The 22,641-nt window shown below is 36.6% G+C and carries 19 protein-coding genes; 12 read left to right on the forward strand and 7 right to left on the reverse strand.

Translation table 11 applies throughout. The annotated features are described in order from the left end of the window. Positions 1-114: 114 nt before the first annotated feature. Positions 115-1,077 (reverse strand): Gfo/Idh/MocA family protein, encoded by a 963-nt coding sequence (locus N0B48_RS09825; RefSeq protein WP_259838603.1) that lies wholly within the window; start codon positions 1,075-1,077, stop codon positions 115-117. A 138-nt stretch (positions 1,078-1,215) separates the two neighbouring features. On the opposite strand from N0B48_RS09825, the gene N0B48_RS09830 reads away from it, so the two are divergent. From N0B48_RS09830 to hutU, 6 genes are all read left to right on the forward strand, one after another. Beyond that, positions 1,216-1,866, forward strand: a complete 651-nt coding sequence (locus tag N0B48_RS09830) for a protein-L-isoaspartate(D-aspartate) O-methyltransferase (protein WP_259838690.1) — start codon at positions 1,216-1,218, stop codon at positions 1,864-1,866. A 630-nt stretch (positions 1,867-2,496) separates the two neighbouring features. Continuing rightward, complete coding sequence (locus N0B48_RS09835) at positions 2,497-2,652, forward strand: hypothetical protein (RefSeq protein WP_259838604.1); 156 nt, start codon at positions 2,497-2,499, stop codon at positions 2,650-2,652. Between the two features lie 187 nt (positions 2,653-2,839). Continuing rightward, a complete protein-coding gene (locus tag N0B48_RS09840) occupies positions 2,840-3,817 on the forward strand; it encodes a 2-hydroxyacid dehydrogenase (protein ID WP_259838606.1) in 978 nt (325 codons plus the stop codon). 250 nt (positions 3,818-4,067) lie between these two features. Beyond that, the gene (locus N0B48_RS09845) at positions 4,068-4,358 is read left to right on the forward strand and encodes a hypothetical protein (protein ID WP_259838607.1); all 291 of its coding nucleotides are present in this window, start codon (positions 4,068-4,070) and stop codon (positions 4,356-4,358) included. 190 nt (positions 4,359-4,548) lie between these two features. After that, entirely contained in the window at positions 4,549-8,748 is a 4,200-nt protein-coding gene (locus N0B48_RS09850) for an FIDD domain-containing protein (RefSeq protein ID WP_259838609.1), read from the forward strand. Positions 8,749-8,970: 222 nt separating this feature from the next. After that, a complete protein-coding gene (gene hutU, locus N0B48_RS09855; RefSeq protein ID WP_259838610.1) occupies positions 8,971-10,956 on the forward strand; it encodes a urocanate hydratase in 1,986 nt (661 codons plus the stop codon). 101 nt (positions 10,957-11,057) lie between these two features. Here the strand turns inward: hutU and N0B48_RS09860 are convergent, their stop codons facing one another. The 3 genes from N0B48_RS09860 to N0B48_RS09870 form a co-directional block, all read right to left on the reverse strand. Beyond that, a complete protein-coding gene (locus N0B48_RS09860) occupies positions 11,058-11,609 on the reverse strand; it encodes a hypothetical protein (protein WP_259838611.1) in 552 nt (183 codons plus the stop codon). A 10-nt stretch (positions 11,610-11,619) separates the two neighbouring features. Further along, complete coding sequence (locus N0B48_RS09865; protein WP_259838613.1) at positions 11,620-11,874, reverse strand: hypothetical protein; 255 nt, start codon at positions 11,872-11,874, stop codon at positions 11,620-11,622. A 288-nt stretch (positions 11,875-12,162) separates the two neighbouring features. Beyond that, positions 12,163-12,948 carry a hypothetical protein gene (locus N0B48_RS09870; RefSeq protein ID WP_259838615.1) on the reverse strand — a complete coding sequence of 262 codons (786 nt, stop codon included), beginning with the start codon at positions 12,946-12,948 and terminating at the stop codon, positions 12,163-12,165. Between the two features lie 400 nt (positions 12,949-13,348). Between N0B48_RS09870 and N0B48_RS09875 the strand changes: the two genes are divergently transcribed. Next, positions 13,349-14,059 carry a TonB-dependent receptor plug domain-containing protein gene (locus N0B48_RS09875; protein WP_259838617.1) on the forward strand — a complete coding sequence of 237 codons (711 nt, stop codon included), beginning with the start codon at positions 13,349-13,351 and terminating at the stop codon, positions 14,057-14,059. A gap of 22 nt (positions 14,060-14,081) precedes the next feature. On the opposite strand, the gene N0B48_RS09880 is transcribed toward N0B48_RS09875, so the two are convergent. Together N0B48_RS09880 and tpx are read right to left on the reverse strand one after the other, a co-directional pair. After that, positions 14,082-15,320: a serine hydrolase domain-containing protein gene (locus N0B48_RS09880; RefSeq protein ID WP_259838619.1), complete on the reverse strand. Its 1,239-nt coding sequence runs from the start codon at positions 15,318-15,320 to the stop codon at positions 14,082-14,084. Between the two features lie 210 nt (positions 15,321-15,530). Next, positions 15,531-16,103, reverse strand: coding sequence for a thiol peroxidase (gene tpx, locus N0B48_RS09885; RefSeq protein WP_259838620.1), 573 nt, complete (start codon positions 16,101-16,103; stop codon positions 15,531-15,533). Positions 16,104-16,278: 175 nt separating this feature from the next. Between tpx and N0B48_RS09890 the strand changes: the two genes are divergently transcribed. From N0B48_RS09890 to N0B48_RS09910, 5 genes are all read left to right on the forward strand, one after another. Continuing rightward, positions 16,279-17,907, forward strand: coding sequence for an NADP-dependent glyceraldehyde-3-phosphate dehydrogenase (locus N0B48_RS09890; RefSeq protein ID WP_259838622.1), 1,629 nt, complete (start codon positions 16,279-16,281; stop codon positions 17,905-17,907). A 148-nt stretch (positions 17,908-18,055) separates the two neighbouring features. After that, positions 18,056-18,565: an RNA polymerase sigma factor gene (locus N0B48_RS09895; RefSeq protein WP_259838623.1), complete on the forward strand. Its 510-nt coding sequence runs from the start codon at positions 18,056-18,058 to the stop codon at positions 18,563-18,565. 11 nt (positions 18,566-18,576) lie between these two features. Continuing rightward, on the forward strand, positions 18,577-19,392 hold the full coding sequence (locus tag N0B48_RS09900) for a hypothetical protein (RefSeq protein WP_259838624.1): 816 nt from the start codon (positions 18,577-18,579) through the stop codon (positions 19,390-19,392). A 504-nt stretch (positions 19,393-19,896) separates the two neighbouring features. Then, positions 19,897-20,397, forward strand: a complete 501-nt coding sequence (locus N0B48_RS09905) for an RNA polymerase sigma factor (protein ID WP_259838625.1) — start codon at positions 19,897-19,899, stop codon at positions 20,395-20,397. Between the two features lie 16 nt (positions 20,398-20,413). Further along, positions 20,414-21,004 carry a hypothetical protein gene (locus tag N0B48_RS09910; protein ID WP_259838626.1) on the forward strand — a complete coding sequence of 197 codons (591 nt, stop codon included), beginning with the start codon at positions 20,414-20,416 and terminating at the stop codon, positions 21,002-21,004. A 45-nt stretch (positions 21,005-21,049) separates the two neighbouring features. Here the strand turns inward: N0B48_RS09910 and N0B48_RS09915 are convergent, their stop codons facing one another. Beyond that, positions 21,050-22,603, reverse strand: coding sequence for a S41 family peptidase (locus tag N0B48_RS09915; RefSeq protein ID WP_259838627.1), 1,554 nt, complete (start codon positions 22,601-22,603; stop codon positions 21,050-21,052). Positions 22,604-22,641: the final 38 nt, after the last annotated feature.

Consider the following 22,641-nt stretch of genomic DNA (forward strand, 5'->3'; position numbering starts at 1 on the left):
TTATTTTCATGGAATTGCAAATAAAATCAATCCATGTAAAAATAGCAAGCTAAAAATAAAGCAGGCTGCCATATATACAACGACAGCCTGCTACAATATGATGGTGAGATCTTTTTAAGAAATCAGTTTTATAATTTCAAGAGCAACTTTTAAAGCCTCCGTTCCGTCTTCCAGAGAAACTTCTACATTTTTACCATCGGTAATAGCATCTGCAAAAGAATTTAATTCATCAAGAATAGCATTATTAGGCTGAATATCCGGATATTCAAACAAAATCTGGTTCTTTTCTCCATCTGCATTTTCAATGATCATATCAAAAGGAGTAGGGTTTTCGGGAGCATCTTTCATCCTGATCACTTCTGCTTTTTTCTCCAGGAAATCTACAGAGATGTACGCATCTTTCTGGAAGAAACGGCTTTTTCTCATCGCTTTCATTGAAATCCTGGATGTGGTAAGGTTCGCTACACAGCCGTTTTCAAACTCTATTCTTGCATTCGCAATATCCGGAGTTTTGCTCACTACACAGACACCACTTGCATGAATATTTTTAACCTTTGATTTCGCCATGCTTAACAGGATATCCAGATCGTGAATCATTAAGTCCAAAACAACAGAAACATCTGTTCCTCTCGGGTTGAATTCTGCCAGTCTGTGGATTTCAATAAACATCGGATTATTGATATATTCTTTAGTGGCAATAAAAGCAGGGTTATATCTTTCAACATGTCCTACCTGCGCCTTGATGCCGTTTTCCTGACATTTGTGAAGGATTTCTTCTGCCTGCTCAAGCGTTTGGGTCACCGGTTTTTCAATGAAAAAATGAAGCTTTTTCTCAATTGCTTTTAAAGCATAATCATAATGATAGACTGTAGGCGTCACAATATCCAGCATATCGATCTGCTCAAGAAGGTCATCAAAATTTTCAAAATATTTATACCCGAATTCAGCTTCTATTTTTTTTCCGTTTTCAGTGTCTTTATCGTGGAAACCTACCAGCTCGTACTTATCTGACTGGTTAAGAAGTTTTAAATGGATCTTTCCCAGATGTCCGGCACCTACCAAACCTGCTTTTAACATAGATTTTTTATTTTGGTAAAGATAAGAATTTTAGGTATTAGGAAATACGTTGTTGTATTTAGGTTGATAAGTATTGATAGTTTTTTTACTTTTGTAGAAACTACTACACGTAACCTAATAACTACTATCTTACTAATGATGCATGATTCGTTTGTACATAAAGGAAAAAGAAAAATCTTAGTTGAATATTTAAGACATAAGATCGGGATATCGGATGAGAATGTACTTTCGGCAATGAGTGAAGTTCCGAGACACCTTTTTATCGAGAGCATTTTTGAGGATTTCGCCTATGAAGACCGGGCATTTCCTATTTTGTCACACCAGACTATTTCCCATCCTTCAACCGTTGCGGAGCAGTCTGAGCTGCTGCAGGTGAAGCCGGGAGAAAAAGTGCTGGAAATCGGAACCGGTTGTGGATATCAGACCGCTGTTCTAATAGCTATGAAAGCATTGGTATACACAGTGGAAAGACAGAAAGATCTTTTTGATTTTTCAAAGAAGAAGTTCCGTGAGCTGCATTTAAGTCCAAAATTTCAGAGTTTCGGAGATGGTTTTGCCGGACTTCCTACCTTTGCCCCTTTTGATAAAATCATTGTGACCTGTGGTGCCTCCGTGTTGCCTACAGAATTATTGAAACAACTGAATATTGGCGGAAAAATGGTGATTCCATTAGGTCCTACTGATGAACAGATCCTGTACAGATTTACAAAAACAGCTCCCACTCAGTTCGAAAAAGAAGAATTTGGGGCTTACAAATTTGTTCCTATGTTGGGAGATACCAATCATTAATGTAAATTTTACCACAAAAGTCACAAAAGTTTTTTTAACACTTTAGTTATTTAAAGATTAGATACATTGTGTATATAAAGTACACTTAAGTTTTCTTTGAATATCTTTGATTTTCTATTTATGTGATCTTAATTATTTCAAGACGATAATCTTTTGAAACTAAAGTGACCTGAAGTGTTTAAAATTAAACTTTTGTGCCTTTTGTGGTTGTTGTTTTTCTCCTGCAGATTTTACAGATCACATAGATGATTCAGAGTTTATCACAAGGGTAGACAAAGCAATTTTGAAATGATCATATTTTAAGATAAACAAAGGCGTTTCACTTATCAAAGGAATACAATGTAAAGATATCATCCGTTTCCGATTCAAATCTTAAGATTTATAATTTTCCGATTTCACAGATGATACAGATTTTCATGAATATTATTCTGGATAAAAATCTTTGATTTTTTCCGGAACTTATGTGAGCTTCTTTTGCATGAATCATTAAGCTTAAAATTTACTAAAGTCTTAGAAAACTTTTGTGCCGTTTGTGGTTTAAAAAAAATCTCACATTTTAATAAACATTAAGACCGCTTCGGAATAGTAATTGGATTCACTAGAAAACCTAATCACTTAAATTGTATTATTATGGACACGAATAGATTTAAAGCATCCCATGACTTTAGCAATATTCAGAAAAACCTGCATAATAATCCCGGATATCATGTAGAAAGCTATGGGAAGCAGGTGAAGGATTATTTGAATGATATGAAAACAAAGAATCAGGAAGCAACCAGACAGTGATTTATGGCTCATACACAGAAATCTACAAAAGATGTTTGGGAAGAAATTCAGGAGATGGCTTCAGAAACCTGGGATAAAAATAAAAATGAACATCAGTAATTTTTAATACAAAAAGTTAAAAGAACCTCACTTGTAAAAGGAGTGAGGTTTTTTGTTGGACTACACGAAAACTAAATCGAAATAAATAATGAAAGTATTTGTAAACAGAAGAATTCCGGAAACGGGAATTAATATGCTGAAGGAAGCCGGATTGGAAGTTTTTATCCCGGAACACGAAAATCTGTCTCACGAAGAATGGTTGATCTATTGTCAGAATCACGATGCTATTTTAAGCATAGGTGGGGAATTTAAATACGACAAAGATTTTTTTGATCAATGTCCCAATATAAAAACAATCGCTTTATATTCTGTAGGTTTCGATCATGTGGATATTAAAGAGGCGAACCGTAGAAATATCCCTGTGGGAAATACCCCTGATGTACTCAGTAAAGCCACTTCAGATGTCGCTTTTCTGTTGATGCAGTCGGTAGCAAGAAGAGCAAGTTATAATTTTCAGAAAGTAAAAGAGGGCAACTGGGGCGACTTTGATCCATTGCATGCTTTAGGACAGGAGTTGTATGGTAAAACTCTGGGAATATTTGGTTTGGGAAGAATAGGTTTTGAAATGGCTAAAAAGTCAGGAGCGGCTTTTGATATGAATATTATTTATCACAACCGTAATCAAAATGAAGAAGCGGAAAAAGAATTAAATGCCACCTACGTTTCTTTCGAGGAACTGGTTGCACAATCCGACGTTCTCAGTATTCATGCGAACTTCACTACTGAACAGAAAGACCTTTTTAATGCTCCGGTTTTTGCAAAAATGAAAGACAACGCGATTTTCATCAATACGGCAAGAGGCGGTTTCCAGAATGAGAAAGACCTATATGAAGCGCTGATTTCAAAACAAATCTGGGGAGCCGGTTTAGACGTTACCCATCCTGAACCGATGTCTAAAGAAAGCCCGCTTTTAGAACTTTCAAATGTCTGTGTACTGCCGCATATCGGTTCTGCTACTATTGAGGCGAGGACCGGAATGGCAAAAATAGCCGCTGAAAATATCATCGCTTTTTCTAAAGGAGAGAAAATACCTTATTGTGCCAATCCGGAAGTGTATACAGGATGAAGAATAAGTAATGAATAATAAGTAATAAAGTTGGAGAGAGCTATCTTTCAGATTTTTTTATGATGAAAAACGGTTGGGGTGTTGAAATCGAAATATTAAATTATCTGTTTCAAGGCATATAAAGAAGCTCATACAGACCTATTTTGTTACACGTTCTGCTGGTTTTAAGTTTTTGTACAAATCTCCTACAACAAACAGGAAGGTTGGAACCGTTTTTGTTCTATACTACTCAACATCAAATACTCATATTATGACACCAGAAGATAATACCAACGAACAGAACAGAAAGCTGGAAGAGATGGATTACAATCCCAGTGAAGATATATTCAATAAAGAAAAACATATTCCGCTTGACGGCGATGGAAACCCCATTCTGAGTGAAGAGGACGATGATAAATTAGATAAAGGACTTGATATTCCGGGAACTGAAGATGACGACGATATGGAAGAAATAGGATCTGAAGATGAAGAAAACAATTACTGGAGCCGCAGCGATAATGAAGATGACCACGAAGAAGAAAATGATGACGTAATGCGGTAGTACCAAAGTAGTACTTCATCAGTGCAATTTTTTTTGTTAACTTTTATATTATAATCAATTGTATTACAGTTGATTATTTTTTATTTGTGTTAACCGGGGAGTAACCCCTTGATTAATGTGATGAATGTAATTTAACAAATTGATAGCTTTACCATAATATTATAATTAATTTTTTTTAATTTTCATAGGGATGGTGAAATTTATACATTTATTATTGTTTTTTATTGTGGTTTCCGTTTTTTCTCAATCTCCTGTCAACGTAAAGGTGAAGGATGCAGCGGGAAATGAAAGTTTTAATGTAACTTGTAATAATAATCTTGATGCCAATGGCTGCCTGTCTCTTCATGTAGAATACCCTGTACTGAAACAAACCACCAGCTATGAAGTCAATCCAACGGCTTACAGCCCTCCTGTTGCTATGAATCAGGGAACTGCCCTTAATGCCAATTATGATGACCTGTTTGCTGTGAAGCTGGATATTCCTTTTAAATTTTGCTTTTTTAATCAATATTTTGATGCCCTTGTGGTAGGTTCTAACGGGATGATTACTTTTGATACTGCTCAGCTAGGGAATATCAATTACCCAAATGTTCAGTGGCAGAATCCTAATTCCGGCCTTTCCAAAAATTCTATTTTTGGGGTATACCATGATATGGTTTTCTCTTCCGGAGATTCTTCAGAAATTTATTATTCAACGATTGGTGCTGCACCTTACAGGAAATTTATAATCAATTTTTATGAAGGCAGAGTAGCCGGTTGTACGGATGTTTCCTCCTCACAGATCGTTTTACACGAAACAACCAATATGATTGAAGTGTTCGTGGATAAAAAACTTACCCCTTGTCCCACGAGGAAATTTGAAAATGCACTCATCGGGGTGATCAATGCAGACGGAACAGCAGGATATTCCCCTGCCACAAGAAATACAGGGGTTTGGCAGGCTTCGCAGGAAGGGTGGAGGTTCAATCCGCAGGGAAATACCATCGTTCCTGAAGTACAATGGACCAATTCCCAGGGTCAGAATGTTGGAACGGGTATTCAGACAACCCTTTGTCCCACTCAGAATGAAACCTATACAGCGAACGTTACCTTTACGATTTGCGGAAGCAGTGCCCTTACTTTAACGGATGATTTTGGAGTAACTTTTGATCCGACCTATCCTGTCGCCAATAATTTTACCCAGAATTTCTGTGCAAATGGCTCAGTTTCGGTTAATTTAAATAGTTTTCAGGCCAATCTTACCTCTCAAAATCCTGCTAATTTTAATTTTAGTTTCCATTCAACATTACAGGATGCACAAAATGGAGTGAACGCTTTGCCGGCTTCTTACACCCTAACCGCCAATACGGTGTTGTATGTAAGGGTTCAAAATCCTGCTGTTCCCGGGTGTTACAGAACTTCTGTACTCACTCTGAACTTTCTCACCAAAAGTTTACTGAAAACAACCGTAGAGATTTGTGATACCAATAATGACAATGTGGAGCCGAACTATGCGCTCTCATTATTGACCCCTGAACTTTTCCCGGCGGGAACTACAGGCATCTCTTATCATCCTACACAGGCTGATGCCCAGAATAATACCAATGCAGTTACTACCGCCAATATAACCGTAAATACCACACTCTGGGTAAGATTGCAGGAGGCAAGCTGTGTCTATGTTTTAGGACCGGTACGCTTTCAGTTTAAGCCCGGAGTTAATATTAATTCACCCATCAATTTTTCCTATACAATTTGTGATATCAATGCAGATAATAGTGAACTTTTCGACTATGCTGTCAATATAGGTCCTCTTATAACCGCTCAGCCGGGTGCTGTTTTTACCGCATATGAAACGTATGACGCGGCCGTAGCCGGTACGGGAACACCTTTAGGAACAATCCGGGAAGGGATATACCAAATTTTTATAAGGGTACAGATTCCGAACGGATGTTTTGCCGTTGTTCCTGTTAATTTGAACGTTACTTTTACAGAAATAATCGTTAATGAAAAAAGTGAGTACATTTGTTTTAACGGAACAGATGATATCACGGTCAATCTTTCCGTGTTATCGGCTGGGATGCTGGTTTCTCCTGTCACGGTTCCGGTAATCGAATTTTATGATGATTTTGCAAGTGCAACAGCCGGTGTCAACCTGATTAACCCGAATCAGATCATTACAACGGATGGAGATCTTGTTATAAAAACCTATTATGTCCGCTTTGAACAGTCTGATCTTTGCTATACGATAAAAGCTATTACGGTTCATTTGGTCCATCCTGCCATCGTTAAATCTGATTTTAAAGTTTGTGATTATAATAATGACGGTACCGAAAATATACAGCTGGCTCAGTATTCGGGGGCGATTATAGGAAATCAGAATGCAGCAACTGCGTTTTATCTTACCCTTGCTGACGCACAAAATGGTGTCAATGCCATAACCAATCTTACAGTGACCGGAAACCAACAGATTTTCGTGAAAATCACTTCACACAATTGTCATCAGATTTATCCTGTGAATATAAGCCTTACTTCAAACCCGGGGGTCAATTCGCCGGTTAATATTATGGTCAAAAATATCTGTGATAATAATAATGACGGATCAGAAATGTATAATTTAATGCTGGCCCAGCCTCAGATCTATAACGGATCAAATGCCACGTTTACTTATTTCATGAATTATGACAGTGTAACGCATACTTTTTCCAATCAGATCAGTAATCCGGGACAGTTTTTGGTTACCGGGAATGCAACGGTTTATGTAAAGGTTGAATTGAGTAACAGCGAATGTTTTTCCGTAGCTCAGTTGAATATACAAATGACCTTTCTGGCGCCTATTGTTTTGAATAATGCAGTTTTGAATACCTGTGATAAAAACTTTGACCTGAATGAAACATTCCAGGTGAGTGATGCTGTTAGCCAGTTATTCATTCCGGCCCAGAATACCCAGCCCCTTTCCAATATGACGATATCCTATTATCTTACGGCCGCAGAAGCCAATATAGGGAATCCAGCCAGCCAGATCGGGAATAGCATCACAACGAATATTTCTACATTGATTGTATGGGCCAGATTTCAATCCAATACCACAGGTTGTTATTCTGTTGCTTCAATTCAGTTGAATACCTATTTTCCTCCTAAAGCGATCAATTCCACCATCAGTGTCTGTGATGAAAATTTAGATGGCAGTTATGAAGTTAATTTATTGAATTTCACGGATTCAATGGTGAATACTCCCAATGCGGCCAATACATTCATTTTTTATCTGACCCAACAGGATGCGCAAAACGGTGTGAACCCCATTGCGAATCCATCCAACTATAGTGCTCAGCCTTTTCCCACACAGATCTGGGTGAAAATCCAGAATATACCAGACTGTGATGATATTGCGACAATTAATTTTGTATTCGGAACTCAATTGACGCTTCAGAATCCGGGACCGTTCCAGCTCAATAATGTGTGTGACACAGGAAATGATGGTATTGAGAATGTGAATTTAACACAATTTGAACAGCAGATGTATACCGGTGGAAACGTAACGTTCACCTACTATTCTTCGTTAGCTGATCTTAATGCCAATACAAATGCTATTGCCAATCCTTCCGCTTACTCATTTAATCAAAATACAGGACCCAATATCATCTATGTAAAAGTGAAAGCTCCCGGTTATTGTTCTGTAAAAGTAGAAATTAAACTGGCTCTCAAAAAGACTCCTTTTTTCACACTCCCAACACAATATATCTGTCCTGACGGTTCACTTACCTATACTGCGAATATTCAGGGATATACTATCATTAGTTACTTGTGGAAGGATCCTAATGGAAATGTAATTTCAACAACGGCCACCGTTACAGGTATTAAAGTCATTGGAAACTATAGCCTTACAGTGACTTCTGACAATGGTTGTTCCTATACGGGGACCATGGAATTAAAGTATTTTGATGTTCCCGTTATTCAAAGGATTGATATCAGTGGAGTTAATTGTACGGTTTTCGCAACCGGCACAAAAACAATCCTGTATTCTATAGATGGGATGACATGGCAGGCGAGTAATATTTTCTATAGTTTACCCAAAGAGATTATCACTTTTTATGTGAAATATGAAAATGAGGACTGTATTGTAAAACGGGAAGAACTGATTTTAAATATTACCAATGCAATTACACCTAACGGGGACGGTCGCAATGACACTTGGGTGGTGAAAAATCTTCAGATTTTTGGAGGAAAAATGACCAATGTGAAGGTATTTGACCGCTATCAGGCTCTGATGTTTGAACAAAATACAAACACCCAAATCATCTGGGACGGAACCATAGCAGGAAGAGCAATTCCTACGGCTACGTACTGGTATGTCATCACTCTTCCGGACGGCAAAACATATAAGGGTTGGCTTCTCGTAAAGAATAATGATTAAAAATACCGATCGTAAAACAATTTTTCAAAAGTATCGAATCATCATATCAAAGAATTCCCACATCATCAAATCCTCACATCGCCACATCATCACATCAACAAATCATCGCATTGTCACATCAACTCATCAACACATCAGCAAATTCCCTTGCCTATATTTTCTAATTTGAATATCTTTAAAACTTCAAAAAGTTGAATTCTAAACATTGAACTAGATAGCAATATGACATTTCAAGAACAGATACAGCAGGGGATCCCGAATCAGCTGCCACAGCCTAAACCATACGAAACCAATATCAATCATGCACCGAAGCGTAAAGAAATTTTAGGAGAAGAAGAGAAAAAACTCGCTCTGAAGAATGCTTTGCGTTATTTCGAACCTCAATTTCATGCGGAGCTTTTACCTGAATTTAGGGAAGAACTGGATAAATACGGGAGAATTTATATGTACCGTTTCCGTCCGGATTATGAAATGAAGGCAAGATCAATTGCGGATTATCCCGGAAAATCTGAGCAGGCAAAAGCAATCATGCTGATGATCCAGAACAATCTGGATTATGCAGTGGCACAGCACCCTCACGAACTGATTACGTATGGAGGAAACGGAGCTGTATTTTCAAACTGGGCACAATATCTTCTGACGATGAAGTATCTGTCTGAAATGACGGATGAACAGACTTTAACAATGTATTCAGGCCATCCGATGGGCCTTTTTCCATCGCATAAAGATGCACCGAGAGTAGTGGTAACAAACGGAATGATGATTCCTAATTATTCCAAACCGGATGATTGGGAGAAATTCAATGCTTTAGGAGTTACCCAATATGGCCAGATGACCGCAGGAAGTTATATGTACATTGGTCCTCAGGGAATTGTTCACGGAACCACCATCACGGTTCTGAATGCATTCAGAAAAATCAAAAAAGAACCAATAGGAGGACTTTTTGTAACTTCAGGATTGGGAGGAATGAGTGGTGCGCAGCCAAAAGCAGGGAATATCGCAGGCTGTATCACGGTATGTGCTGAAGTGAATCCGAAGATCACCAAAATCCGTCACGACCAGAAATGGGTAAACGAAATTCATGAAAACCTGGATGAATTGGTAGAAAGAATCCTAAAAGCTCAGGAAAATAAAGAAACCGTTTCTCTGGCTTACCTTGGAAATATTGTTGAGGTTTGGGAGAAATTTGACGAGAAAAATTTAAAAATAGATATCGGATCTGATCAGACATCGCTTCACAATCCTTGGGCGGGTGGCTATTATCCGGCTGGACAAAGCTTTGAGGAATCAAACAGAATGATGGCTGAAGAACCTGAATTATTCAAAGAAAAAGTTCAGGAAACCTTAAGAAGACACGCGGCTGCCATTAATAAACATACACAGAAAGGAACTTATTTCTTTGACTATGGAAATGCCTTTTTACTGGAAGCTTCAAGAGCCGGGGCTGATGTAATGGCTGAAAATCCGACTTTAGGACGAGAATTCAAGTATCCTAGTTATGTTCAGGATATTATGGGACCTATGTGTTTTGATTACGGTTTCGGGCCGTTCCGTTGGGTATGTGCGAGCGGAAAACCGGAAGATCTGCAGAAAACCGACAATATCGCATGTGCTGTACTGGAAGAGATGGTGAAAAATTCTCCCGAAGAGATTCAGCAGCAGATGAAAGATAATATCCAGTGGATCAAAGGCGCTCAGGAAAACAAACTGGTTGTTGGTTCTCAGGCGAGAATCCTTTATGCAGACGCAGAAGGAAGAATGAAGATCGCTGAAGCATTCAACAATGCGATCAAAAACGGAGAAATCGGACCAGTAGTTTTAGGAAGAGATCATCACGATGTTTCCGGTACGGATTCCCCTTACAGAGAGACTTCCAATATCTACGACGGTTCAAGATTTACCGCTGATATGGCGATTCACAACGTAATCGGTGACAGTTTCCGCGGTGCAACTTGGGTATCCATCCACAACGGTGGCGGAGTAGGCTGGGGCGAAGTAATCAACGGAGGTTTCGGAATGCTGCTGGACGGAAGCTCAGAGGCAGACAGAAGATTAAAATCTATGCTGTTCTGGGACGTGAACAACGGAATTTCCAGAAGAAGCTGGGCCAGAAATGAAGGGGCTGTTTTCGCGATTAAAAGAGCGATGGAAGCAGAACCGAATTTGAAGGTGACGTTGCCGAATTTTGTGGATGAGGGGCTTTTTTAATTTGGGAATTTGAGAATGAATTAATTTGAAAATTATAGATTTCGGATATAATAAAACCTGCTGTGAGGCAGGTTTTCGTTTTATGATGGTGCGGATTTGTTTTATTTAAAGCTTTTTTCTAACAGCTTTTTGTCATTTTCACCGAGCTTCTCATATTCTTCAATTGTCATTCCTAATCTTTTCAAATTTCTACTTATATACATATTGACTTCATCAATAACTCTTTGAGCATCATCAATCAATGCTTGATATTGAAGATCGATTAACTTACTCAACAATAAAGCTTCAGCAGCTTTATAGTGACTTACAAAATCTTCCTTATTCTTAAAACCATAACGAAGAGTGTTTATGGTCTTTTTATCTCTTTCAACATTAAATGCATCATAATATTCTGTGAGAGGTTTCATAAGAACTTTCTGCATTGTTTTGTTGTTAAAATCTTCTAGTTTTAAAACATCGTCAATAGCAGATTTTAAAACCTTTCGAGCATTTTGTAAATATTCAACTTTATTATCTTGGATATTATATTTTTGTAGTTCTAATGTCAAAGAATCTGTTCTAACACTTCGTTTATTTAAAATTTCATCAACGTTTTGTCCATAGGAAATTCCAAAAAACATACTGAGTAGTGAGAAAATAAAAATTCTTTTCATTTAAATGTTTTTATCTGCTTTTAAAATTTAAGAAATCACTATATTCTTTTGCATCTTTAAAACCTGAATTTAACCATTGTATATATAAATAATAACCTTTATTTTTAAAATACTGAATAGTTGAACGTCCTTCCTCTTTATACTGGACAGCACATAAAACAATCTTAGATAAATTATTTTCATTAAAGAAATTCTCGACCTCATCATCTGATTCTTCAAACGATGAATTTCTTACGAAAATGGCATCATTTATTTCTTGATACATTTCTTCAAAAGATGAATTCTTAACAAATAGTTCAATATCTTGTTTGTTTAAATTTTTTTTTTAATCCGGTTCTAATTTTTCTTCCAAAGAATTCATAGAATGTATTTGATTTTCCAGAGTTTCTATTCCCTAAAATTAATATAGCAACTTTTTTTTCATTCTTTTTAATTTATAAAGCAATATATATAACCTAAGCTCATATATAATTATTTCCATAATCTAAGGGCTTTTAGATTAAAAATTCGATATGCACTTTTTTTAAATGGATATTATATCTTTAGGATTATTTCATTTCATTTTTTGTTCCTTAAAGTTTTTACCACCATATTCTTTATATTTTGAATCTTGAAAAGGATAAAAGCTAATTAATTTTGGAGTATCAAATATAGACCAGGCAACAAAATGATCTGCAAACGTTAGATATTTACTTTTACTTAATGGATACACATCTATTAGATTCTTGATTGATTTTGTGTCAAAAATACTTATTGTGCAATCGGAGCAATTCTTTTCTCTAAATTGTTTTACGAAACTTGATATTTCATTTTTAGATAAATTATTTATATCAAGATAGATATTATAGTTTTTACTTATATTATTTTCGGTTGTGGAAATTATCTCATATTTTAATTGTGATAAATTTACACTAGGAGTCTGACTACCATCTTTGATAATGTTTTTTAATGGAATCCACCCAGAATGCGTTGCAGATAGATGAGAAGGCTCTACAATTCTTACTTTAGCCCAATTATTTTTTTCTTGTTCAATAGAAATAGTACAAGTATAATCAACTTGCAAATATTGAGCTTCTCCAATAACATCTGTTGCTTTTTGGTTTACTAACTTATCGTAATTTTTTCCTGGGCCATCTCTAAGAAAAATATTTTCGCCCTTTATTTCATATATTTTCTTTTCTAAATTAGAATCATCAAATCCATACATCTCTGATGAATCCATTTCATTATTATTATTTAAAACTAATGTATCTAAATTATTATTTGCATCAGTATTGGATTTTTTACAATTTGCAAGTAAAAAAAATCCTAAAATTAATAGTAAAGTTGTTCTCTGCATAAGTTTAGAATCAATTATAATATTTCAAATGTAAATAATTGAAATCATTAATAATTACGGTTTTCCACAATCAAAAAGCTTCCCTTTGCTGTTTGTTTTTACTGAACTTGTCTAAATCTTTTTGTTGGAGAACCGCAAAGACCCAAGGTTTTTAAAATTTATGGAGACTTAAGGCACAAGAAAAACAAAAAATTTCAGCAAAGGGGATGATGAGATTGCTTCGTCGCTGCGCTCCTCGCAATGACGGCGGTATTCAATTTTATCGGAGATAAAATCTTTGCGCCTTAAAACATGTTGATTAAAAAACTTGCGCCTTAGCGATTTTCCAACAATATGATTATTTCAACATAACCTTTCCAACCTTTCTCATCATTCCCGCATCTCTATATAAAAAGAGACTATGAAAATCATCATACCAAAACCATGTCATGAAAACTGGGAAGCTATGACTCCCGAAGAGAAGGGAAGATTTTGTTCCGTTTGTTCAAAAACCGTCCGGGATTTCACCATTGCTTCTGATCAGGAAATCATAGAGATTTTTTCTCACTCTTCAGAAGATATTTGTGGAAATTTTAATGCATCGCAGCTTAACAGAGATCTGAATTATTCTTTTATTAATTCATTATTTGCGAAGTTTGCGGTCGGTTTTATGTTGACAACAGGAGGATTTGTTTCGGTACATGCACAACAAAATGAAGTACATGATACCTTAAAAGCAGACGAAATAAAAGACGTTGTGATCCTCCAGAAAAAACAAAAAATGCTGCTTGGTTCAACGACAGTAGTACCGGGGAATCTTTTAGTGAATACTCAACGGAATGATATGCCGGCAAAGTTAAGCGGTTTGATTGGTAAGGGAGCTCCTACTGTACAACAAGATGATACTACTCATCGGAAAATGATGATCGGAGGGGCTTCCTCAACGCTGAAGAGTACTGAAAAACCTTTATGTGTCATTGATGGAAAAGTCAGCAGTTTTGAAGAACTCAATATGATCGATCCTAATACGATAAAAACGATGAACATTCTCAAAGATGCAAAGTCTATCTATGGGGTCAAAGCCAAAAATGGAGTTATAGTGATTACGACTAAACGGAAAATGAAAAAGTAAATAAATATAATTTTTCACTTGTTTACTTTGATTGCTTCACGGTCTTTTCGTATTCCGACAATGATTTCCATATGCCTTCAATTTCAGGCCATACATGATCTGTAAAATCGGTATCTGTGTTCACCAGTAGTAGTTTCCCTATTTTAGTTTCAGGATTAAAATACATGGCAGTGAATACACCCGGGTCAGAACCATTATGACCAATCATATTATTTTTAATTTTTAAAAACTCGTCACGGAATTCAATGAAAATTCCATAGTTTTCACTTTTTCCTTCATCTGTAAATGTCTTTTTTTCAAAGAGTTTTTGATAACTTTCTTTGTTTAATAATTTTCCATTCCCTCCATAGCCTTTGATGAGTTCTGATAAAAATAGTCCCAGATCATGACTCGATGTCAGAAATCCACCATCAGCATAGGTTATAAGAGAATAATTGGCTATCATTTTGTCTTTGTTGGCAAACAATCTGGAACGCATATTGACATCAATGTCTTTTGATGACCAGCCGGAACTGTTCATTTGTAATGGTTTTATGATGTGTTGCTGAGTAAAAGAACCGTAATCCTGTCCTGTTGCAGATTCTATAACCAATGCACAAAGAGCGGCTGCTATATTGGAATATTCACGCTTTTCTCCGGGTTTCGTGCTTAAAAAGGAGTTTTTGGTATACCATTTTCCATTTGGAGTAAGACTGTTTTGAATGAAATTTAATAAGGGGATATTGCTTTCGGGAGCATTGAAGTAGTCGTAAACCCCCTCATTACCGGCATGCTTGTTTTCGGTTAAAACATATGATTTTGCATACACTTCATCCAGATCGGTAATTGAAGAGGTATGATAGGCTAAATGTTTGATTAAGATCGGGATATCAGGATAATTTGGATTGATGATCCTGAAGGGTAGGTATTTATTGATAGGATCATTGATATTGAGTTTCCCTAATTCCTGCGCTTTAAGTAAAGATATTCCAATGAGTGTTTTGGATATGGATGCTATATTTTGAACGGTTCCTGAGGTATATGCTTTTTTTTGTTCAATATCTGTATACCCGAAGCCTTTATCGTAAATCAGGCCCTTTTCATTGACTACAGCAACTGAAAATCCTATAATCGCTCCTTTCTTACCATCCAGTTGTAAGTGTTTCGTAAGCGTGTCATTTATTGCCGTATAATTTTTGCCACTTGTTTGATGAGTTAGGCTTTTATGTTGACAGAAAAATAATGTTGTTGAAAAGAGGAAGATTAAAAATAGATTTTTCATGGATTTTGGTTTTATTCGGGCCGAAGCTTTAATGGAGTTATAGTTTTTTAGTGAAGGGGAATTCTTAAATATACGGAAAGACTTTCAAAAAATGAATATATGCTTGATTTTGATCATCCTTCTGACTGATTTCTTACTTACGTAAAAAACAGAGCTCCGGCGATCGAAGATCGCCGGAGCTCTGTTTTAAATTATTCCAAAAGCAAAAGCTTACTTTTTTACAGCTGCAATCGCTGCTTCATAATTCGGTTCCTGTGAAATATCAGCAACCTGCTCTTCATAAATGATTTTCCCTGAAGGATCAATCACCACAACTGCTCTGCTTAAAAGACCTTTCATCACAGAATCTGTAATTTCTACGCCATAAGTTTTTCCGAAATCTGAACGGAAATCTGAAAGCATCACGACATTCTTAATTCCTTCTGCACCACAAAATCTTTTCTGGGCAAAGGGTAGATCTTTAGAAATACAAAGAACAACCGTATTGGGAATACTCGCTGCATCTTCATTGAAATGATGTACGGAAGCCGAGCAAACACCAGTATCTACACTTGGAAAAATATTAAGAATCATAAATTTTCCCTTGTAAGAATCAAGCGTCTGATCCTTCATCGTAACGTCTGTAAGCGTAAACTTTGGAGCCGCTTTATTAACCGCCGGAAGTTTCGCATAAGTATGTACCGGTTTTCCTCCCATCAGAACAGTATTCGCTGTTTTGGTATTTTGAGCGAAAATAAATGCTGAGAAAAACAATAAGGTGCTGAAAGCTAATTTTGAAAACATGAAATTTTATTTTTAGTAAAATTATTCATTTTTTCAGTATCCGACATTAATTTTAATTCAAACACCCGTCAAATAGAACAAATCTATCAACCTCCTGTTTTTAGTACCAATTTTAACGTCTACCTTTATTCTGTATAATTTTAGAATGACACTCATTATCAAAAAATAAAAATTTATGGATTCAGTCAATAAGCCGTTATTTAAGGATATTTTTAAAAGCGAAAACGAAATTCCGGAAGAATTTAAAGTACAGGAAATTCATCAGAAAGTATATCTTCTCAATGGAGAGCTGGTGGAATGGAAGGGAGAGACTCAGAATATCTATTCGCCGGTCTGCATTCCTACTGAAAACGGTCTAGAGAGAAAATTGCTGGGAAGTATCCCGAATATCAGCCCCAAAGAAGCGATGGAAGTCCTTGAAGCTTCTGTTAAGGCCTATGATAATGGTCTCGGAGAATGGCCTACCATGTCTGTGGAAGCACGTATTCAGTGTATGCAGAAATTTGTTTATCTGATGATCGAGCAGCGTGATCTTGTGATTAAACTGTTAATGTGGGAGATCGGGAAAACCCTGGCAGATTCTACCAAAGAATTTGACAGGACTGTAGATTATATCAACCAGACCATAGATGCTCTGAAAGATCTTGACAGAGAATCATCCCGTTTCCAGGAAGCAGAAGGAACTATCGCACAGATCAGAAGAGCTCCGCTGGGCGTTGTTTTAAGCATGGGACCGTTTAATTATCCTTTGAATGAGATTTTCACCACATTGATTCCCGCATTGATCATGGGAAATACGATTTTGTTTAAGCTTCCAAAGCATGGGGTTCTGGCTCATTATCCATTGCTGAGTGCCTTCAAAGAAGCCTTCCCGAAAGGAACTGTAAACACGCTTTATGGCAAAGGTTCTGAGATCATCACTCCCATTATGGAAAGCGGAAAAGTAAATGTCCTGGCATTTATTGGGTCCAGTAAAGTGGCTAATGGACTGAAGAAACTGCATCCTAAAGTCAACCGTTTACGCGCTATCCTGAGTCTTGATGCTAAAAATGCAGCGATCGTAACTAAAAATGCCGACCTGAATGTAGCAGTAAGCGAATGTATTCTGGGAGCATTGTCATTCAACGGGCAGCGATGTACAGCATTGAAACTGATCTTTGTTCAGAAAGAAATTGCCGAAGAATTCACCCAGAAATTAAGTGCTGCTGTTTCTGCTCTGAAACCCGGCCTTCCGTGGGAAAAAGATGTAAAAGTGACGCCGCTTCCAGAAGTGAATAAACCACCGTATCTGAAAGAATGTATTGAAGATGCTTTGGCTAAAGGAGCGAAGGTTTTAAATGAAAACGGAGGTTTTACAGAAGAATCTTTTGTATTTCCTGCAGTCGTTTATCCGGTAAATAGTGACATGAAACTCTATCATGAAGAGCAGTTTGGACCGGTGATTCCGGTTGTTCCGTTTGAGGATATTGAAGAACCAATTGAGTACCAGGTTAACGCGTCCCATGGAATGCAGGTAAGTATTTTCAGCGAAGATCCGCAGGAAGTTTCCAGGCTGATCGATCCGTTCGTGAATCTGGTGAGCCGTGTGAATATCAATTGTCAGGCACAACGAGGCCCAGATGTTTTTCCGTTTACAGGAAGGAAAGACAGTGCGGAAGGAACGCTTTCTGTCTTTGATGCGCTCCGTTCATTTTCCATCCGGTCTCTGGTGGCTGCGAAACTGACAGATTCCAACAAAAAATTATTAAATACAATCGTTAGAGATCATGACTCTAATTTTTTAAGTACCGACTATCTTTTCTAGGGATGTTCTACTTAACATAAAATAATAATCCTCATTAAATTTCTTTATTTTTTGAGGATTTTGTACTTTGAGACGTGGAGTTTTTAGTTTTTATGTTAAAATTGTAGTATTTTTAGCAAAAATACTGCTGTACGAGTAGAGTTTGAGCATGTCTTTAATGGAAAAAGAATTTTTAGAGAAAATTGAAAAGCACAAAGGTGTTATTTTCAAGATCTCTAAAATGTATATGGACGATCGGGATGATCAGAATGATCTTTATCAGGAGATCATTTATCAGGCCTGGAAATCATACGGTGATTTCCAGAGGAGAAGCGACTTCTCCACATGGCTCTACCGCACTGCACTTAATACGGCAATTGTATTTTTGCGTAGTGAAAAAAAACGTAGTTTTATACAAAATCAGGGGATAGAAGATCTTGTTGTTCCACATGAATCCTATAATGATGCAGATGACAGAAATATGAAGTTGATGTATGAGGCTATTCATGAACTCAGCCCTATAGACAAAGCGCTTATTTTTTTCTTTTTGGAAGATTTTCCGGGTAAAGAGATTGCCCGCCAGCTGGGAATCACTGAAGTGAATGCCCGTGTAAAAATGAATCGGGCAAAAACAAAACTGAAGCAGATCATCGAAAAACAAAAAAGCGACAAGATTTAAAGTAAAAACAAATGGAGTTAGAAAATTTTAAAGAACTTTGGGATAAAGATACCAGGCAGGATCTGCCCGAGATCTCTCTGGAGAAACAGCGTGAAATTCATTCGCCGATGCGGATGCTGAAGATCAATATGCAGACAGAATTCTGGCTTATGATTGTTACTCTGCCTATGCTTTTAATAGGATTTCCTTTTGCTTCCGGAGATTCGAATATTGTTATCATATCGGCATTCGTCGTCGCACTTACGCTTGCTTCTATCATTTATTTTTATTCCCGTTTTCTCAAGCTTTACAAAATGCTTTGCAACAGCAGCATCAATACAAATTATGATCTGTTCAACCTTAAAACACAACTTTTAATATCGAAAGAAATCTACATTTCCTATTATATTGCCTACATTCCGTTGGCTTTTCTGTTGTCTCTTATCAAAATCAACTTTCATTTTGAGGCGAAATATAATCTGGCGATTTTCGGGATCAGTTTCCTGATTACACTGATGCTGGTATGGTTTGTGATCAAATACTGGATCTATTATATGTATGGGCGATATATAGAAGACGTTGTACGTTTGGTAGATGAACTGAACGACCTTGAAATAGAACCTAAGAAAGTGAGAAAAAATTCATGGTTTGAGCGCTCTCAAAGATTCTTCATGAATAAATTCGGGCTTCAGGGGAACATTCTGAATACCGTAATATGGTTTGTTTCCGTGTATATTTTTATCGTTATTTTTCTGACATTGGTCCTATTAATTTTCATTATTATTGGCGTAAAACTTCATTTTATCGATATTCACACCCTTCAAAATGCCTTAGACAGACTGAATTGATTGGTCAATGAAAAAGTGATAATACATTTAAAAATAAAGATACAATCCCGAAGAAATTTTTTCTGTCGGGATTTTTTTTACAACATCAATAAAAATTATAATGATCAGAAAGGGGCAGTATCAAGGAGTTCACAAAGCTTACAGGAAATTTTAAAAAGATAATTGTGGTTTTTTGATGAAGATTTTTCCCCAAATGGTGTAACATTTTTGCTTTTTTTCTACTAACTATTAAAAACATACAATGTTAGTGTCCAAATTCGGACTGTTACTGTTCAAATTTTTAACTGACTGTTCAATTTAAAATATAAGCCGTTCATGAGTCGGTTTATAGATTAAAATTATTTCGTACAAAGACTGTGTTTTTCTGAAACATAGATTGGAGTAAAACTAAAAAAACACACAATGGGCCCTGCAGGAAATTTTCTGTTGGGTTTTTTTTTATCTTTTCAAAAATATCTGTAACATTTTTTTACAATTAAAACTAACTCTATAGAGCCCGAAAATATGAACTCATTAGAGCAGGAATTTTTAGACAAAATAGAAAAGCATAAAGGAATCATTTTCAAGATTTCTAAAATGTACATGTCCGAAAAAGACGACCGTGATGATCTTTTTCAGGAAATCACTTACCAGATCTGGAAAGCCTATCCTAACTTCAAAGGACAAAGTGAATTTTCTACCTGGCTTTACAGAATTGCCCTGAATACGGCCATTATTTTTCTGAAATCCGAGAAGAGGAGAAGTTTTATCTCTAATGAAGATTTTGCCGGATACAAAGTTATTCAGGATGACTATGATTATGGAAAGGAAGAAAAACTGGTTCAGATGTACGAAGCGATCCGCCAGCTGAACTCTATTGATAAAGCTTTTATCTTTTATTATCTGGAAGACTTTTCAGGAAAAGAAATTGCAGAACAGATGGGAATCTCTGAAGGGAATGCCAGAGTAAGAATGAACCGGGCCAAAAATAAACTGAAAGATATCTTAAACTCAAATCAACCATAACTTTAAATCAGTACCAATGAATATAGATGAATTAAAAAATGCATGGAATGAAGATGTTTCCGAAGAAACACCTGAAATAAGTATTGAGCAGAGAAATAAGATCAGTCTTCCGCTGGAAAAAATGCGTAAAAACATGCGTATGGAATTCTGGTCCATCATTGCGATCTTTACCTTCTCATTTATCGTGTGTGCTTTTTGTCAACCCTTTAAGTTACAGTTTTATATTACCGTTCTTATAGCGTCAATGCTGATGGTGACCATCTTCTTTTTCAGTAAATTTTTCAGACTTTACAACGATATCAGCAACCCAATGCTTAAAACCTATGATTCGTTAAAAGATCTGGTCATGCAAGTCAATCTCAATAAGCAATATTATCTGTCGTATTATCTGAGTTTTGTACCGTTTATCGTCTGCGAAATGATTATCGTGATAGAATTTATTCCATGGCCTGAACCGATGAGCGAAATAAAAATTGCCGTGATCCTGATCAGCTCAGTGACGGTAGGACTTTTTGTGTTGTTTTTAGCCGGGAAATTCTGGTTTCATAGGTATTACGGAAGGTATATCGTACATATCGAAGATCTTATGAAAGAATTAAAAAGATGAAAATAGTTTCGGCGGGCTGAAAGCCCGCCGAAACTATTAATAAAGCTATTGAAGCGCTCTTTCTTTTGCAATTTCATTTTTCACCCAGTCCAGCTGCGGATCTTTTTTATCGATAATATCCTGCATACTTTCGGTGATCGTAATATCCGGAACGACACCTTTTTTGGTATTCAGAAAATCAATATTAGGCTGTACCAGCAATAAACCGATAGGAAGATTGATTTTTGAATGCGGAAGTTTCTGGTAAGAATAAAACCCCGCTACAGTTCCGTCATTGGCACCGCCGGTTTCTTCACCCACTAGAACTGCCCGTTTATCGTATTTCAGTTTTGCTGTAATGATTGACGATGCTGAAAAGCTTCCGCCATTAATCAGTACAAAAACCCTTCCCTGGAATGCATCTTTATTGGGTTTTGTTGGCTTGTCGGCTTTCATTTTGTAATACACCTTTCCGTCTTTTTTATAGGTACTGAAGGTCTGTGCAAAAACATAAGTCGGATAAGCCAGACTCTTAAAAGCGTATTGGAAGGGGGTACTTTTTCTGAAATAATTTGTTTTTAACGGCGTAATCCTTGAGGTAAGCTGTGAGGGTTTTATCAGAACATACGGTTCCGGAGCCAGATAAGAATACAGATTATTGATTTCATGCAGGGATCCGCCGTAGTTGTTACGGACATCGATAATAAGGTATTTAGACCCCGCATTTTTTATTTTTGCAAATGTTTCTTTGTAAAATTTATCGGAATAATCCCTTGAAAAACTTTTTACTTTAATATAAGCAGTCGTACTGTCTTTATCCAGAAATTTAAAATTCCGGTTATAAGAATTACTCGCTGCTACATAATCATTAACTTTCTTTTCAGGAGTTCTTTTTTCCAGCTCCTTGTCTTTGTCCAGATCATTTTTAGATTTGGATTCGCGGTGCAGGGTATACGTGTGTTTTTCGCCGTTATACAACGTTTCTATAGAGGCGGTGTCTTTAAATCCGTGTTCTGCAGTATAAAAATTAAAAAACACATCCTTCAGAAAGTAAGACTGAAATGTAGTATTGTATCCGTCACTGCTGATCAGTTCGCGGTATTTTTTTACATAATTGGAAACAGGAACCTTGTTGATGGTCAGAATTTCACTTCCCGGTTTTATATTTTCAATCGAATCTTTATTCTGAATAATAAATAAATGATTATCTTTTATATAGTACTCAAAACGGCTGAACATTCCTTTTTTATGCTCAAGAGATTTAATTTGTCTTTTAGTGAATTTTTTCCGCGGAACTCTCAAGGCAAGGTGTCCTTCACGGATATCAGCGATCACAGGCTGCAGTTTAAAATAAAACTGAAGCGGAGTCAAGGGCTCGTCGATGGTCCCTTTAAGACTGTCAAATTTACGGTCGAGTTCAGGTTTGGAAATGTACCAGTAAAGCTGGGGGTGCATCTGCTGAAGTTTTAGGTAAGCGTAATCTACATCCTCCTTAAGCTCATCAGGGCCAACGCAGGTTGCCCTCTGTTCGTTGTGCCTTCTGATAGACGTACATGAAGAGAGTGCTGCAGCCAGCAGTATGATCGAATAATTTTTCAACGTATTTTGAATTTTTTTCAATCTGCTAAGTTAAAAAGTTTGAGATTATTTTGGTTTAA

It is taken from the genome of Chryseobacterium herbae (assembly GCF_025154075.1).
Taxonomy (GTDB): Bacteria; Bacteroidota; Bacteroidia; order Flavobacteriales; family Weeksellaceae; genus Chryseobacterium; species Chryseobacterium herbae.

Coding starts and splice junctions, on each gene's coding strand:
- N0B48_RS09845 (WP_259838607.1), top strand. CDS start 4,068: ATGACACCAGAAGATAATACCAACGAACAGAACAGAAAGCTGGAAGAG.
- N0B48_RS09880 (WP_259838619.1), bottom strand. CDS start 15,320: ATGAAAAATCTATTTTTAATCTTCCTCTTTTCAACAACATTATTTTTC.
- N0B48_RS09895 (WP_259838623.1), top strand. CDS start 18,056: ATGTCTTTAATGGAAAAAGAATTTTTAGAGAAAATTGAAAAGCACAAA.
- tpx (WP_259838620.1), bottom strand. CDS start 16,103: ATGTTTTCAAAATTAGCTTTCAGCACCTTATTGTTTTTCTCAGCATTT.
- N0B48_RS09875 (WP_259838617.1), top strand. CDS start 13,349: ATGAAAATCATCATACCAAAACCATGTCATGAAAACTGGGAAGCTATG.
- N0B48_RS09905 (WP_259838625.1), top strand. CDS start 19,897: ATGAACTCATTAGAGCAGGAATTTTTAGACAAAATAGAAAAGCATAAA.
- N0B48_RS09910 (WP_259838626.1), top strand. CDS start 20,414: ATGAATATAGATGAATTAAAAAATGCATGGAATGAAGATGTTTCCGAA.
- N0B48_RS09865 (WP_259838613.1), bottom strand. CDS start 11,874: ATGTATCAAGAAATAAATGATGCCATTTTCGTAAGAAATTCATCGTTT.
- N0B48_RS09860 (WP_259838611.1), bottom strand. CDS start 11,609: ATGAAAAGAATTTTTATTTTCTCACTACTCAGTATGTTTTTTGGAATT.
- N0B48_RS09835 (WP_259838604.1), top strand. CDS start 2,497: ATGGACACGAATAGATTTAAAGCATCCCATGACTTTAGCAATATTCAG.
- N0B48_RS09840 (WP_259838606.1), top strand. CDS start 2,840: ATGAAAGTATTTGTAAACAGAAGAATTCCGGAAACGGGAATTAATATG.
- N0B48_RS09850 (WP_259838609.1), top strand. CDS start 4,549: ATGGTGAAATTTATACATTTATTATTGTTTTTTATTGTGGTTTCCGTT.
- N0B48_RS09870 (WP_259838615.1), bottom strand. CDS start 12,948: ATGCAGAGAACAACTTTACTATTAATTTTAGGATTTTTTTTACTTGCA.
- N0B48_RS09890 (WP_259838622.1), top strand. CDS start 16,279: ATGGATTCAGTCAATAAGCCGTTATTTAAGGATATTTTTAAAAGCGAA.
- N0B48_RS09830 (WP_259838690.1), top strand. CDS start 1,216: ATGCATGATTCGTTTGTACATAAAGGAAAAAGAAAAATCTTAGTTGAA.
- hutU (WP_259838610.1), top strand. CDS start 8,971: ATGACATTTCAAGAACAGATACAGCAGGGGATCCCGAATCAGCTGCCA.
- N0B48_RS09900 (WP_259838624.1), top strand. CDS start 18,577: ATGGAGTTAGAAAATTTTAAAGAACTTTGGGATAAAGATACCAGGCAG.
- N0B48_RS09825 (WP_259838603.1), bottom strand. CDS start 1,077: ATGTTAAAAGCAGGTTTGGTAGGTGCCGGACATCTGGGAAAGATCCAT.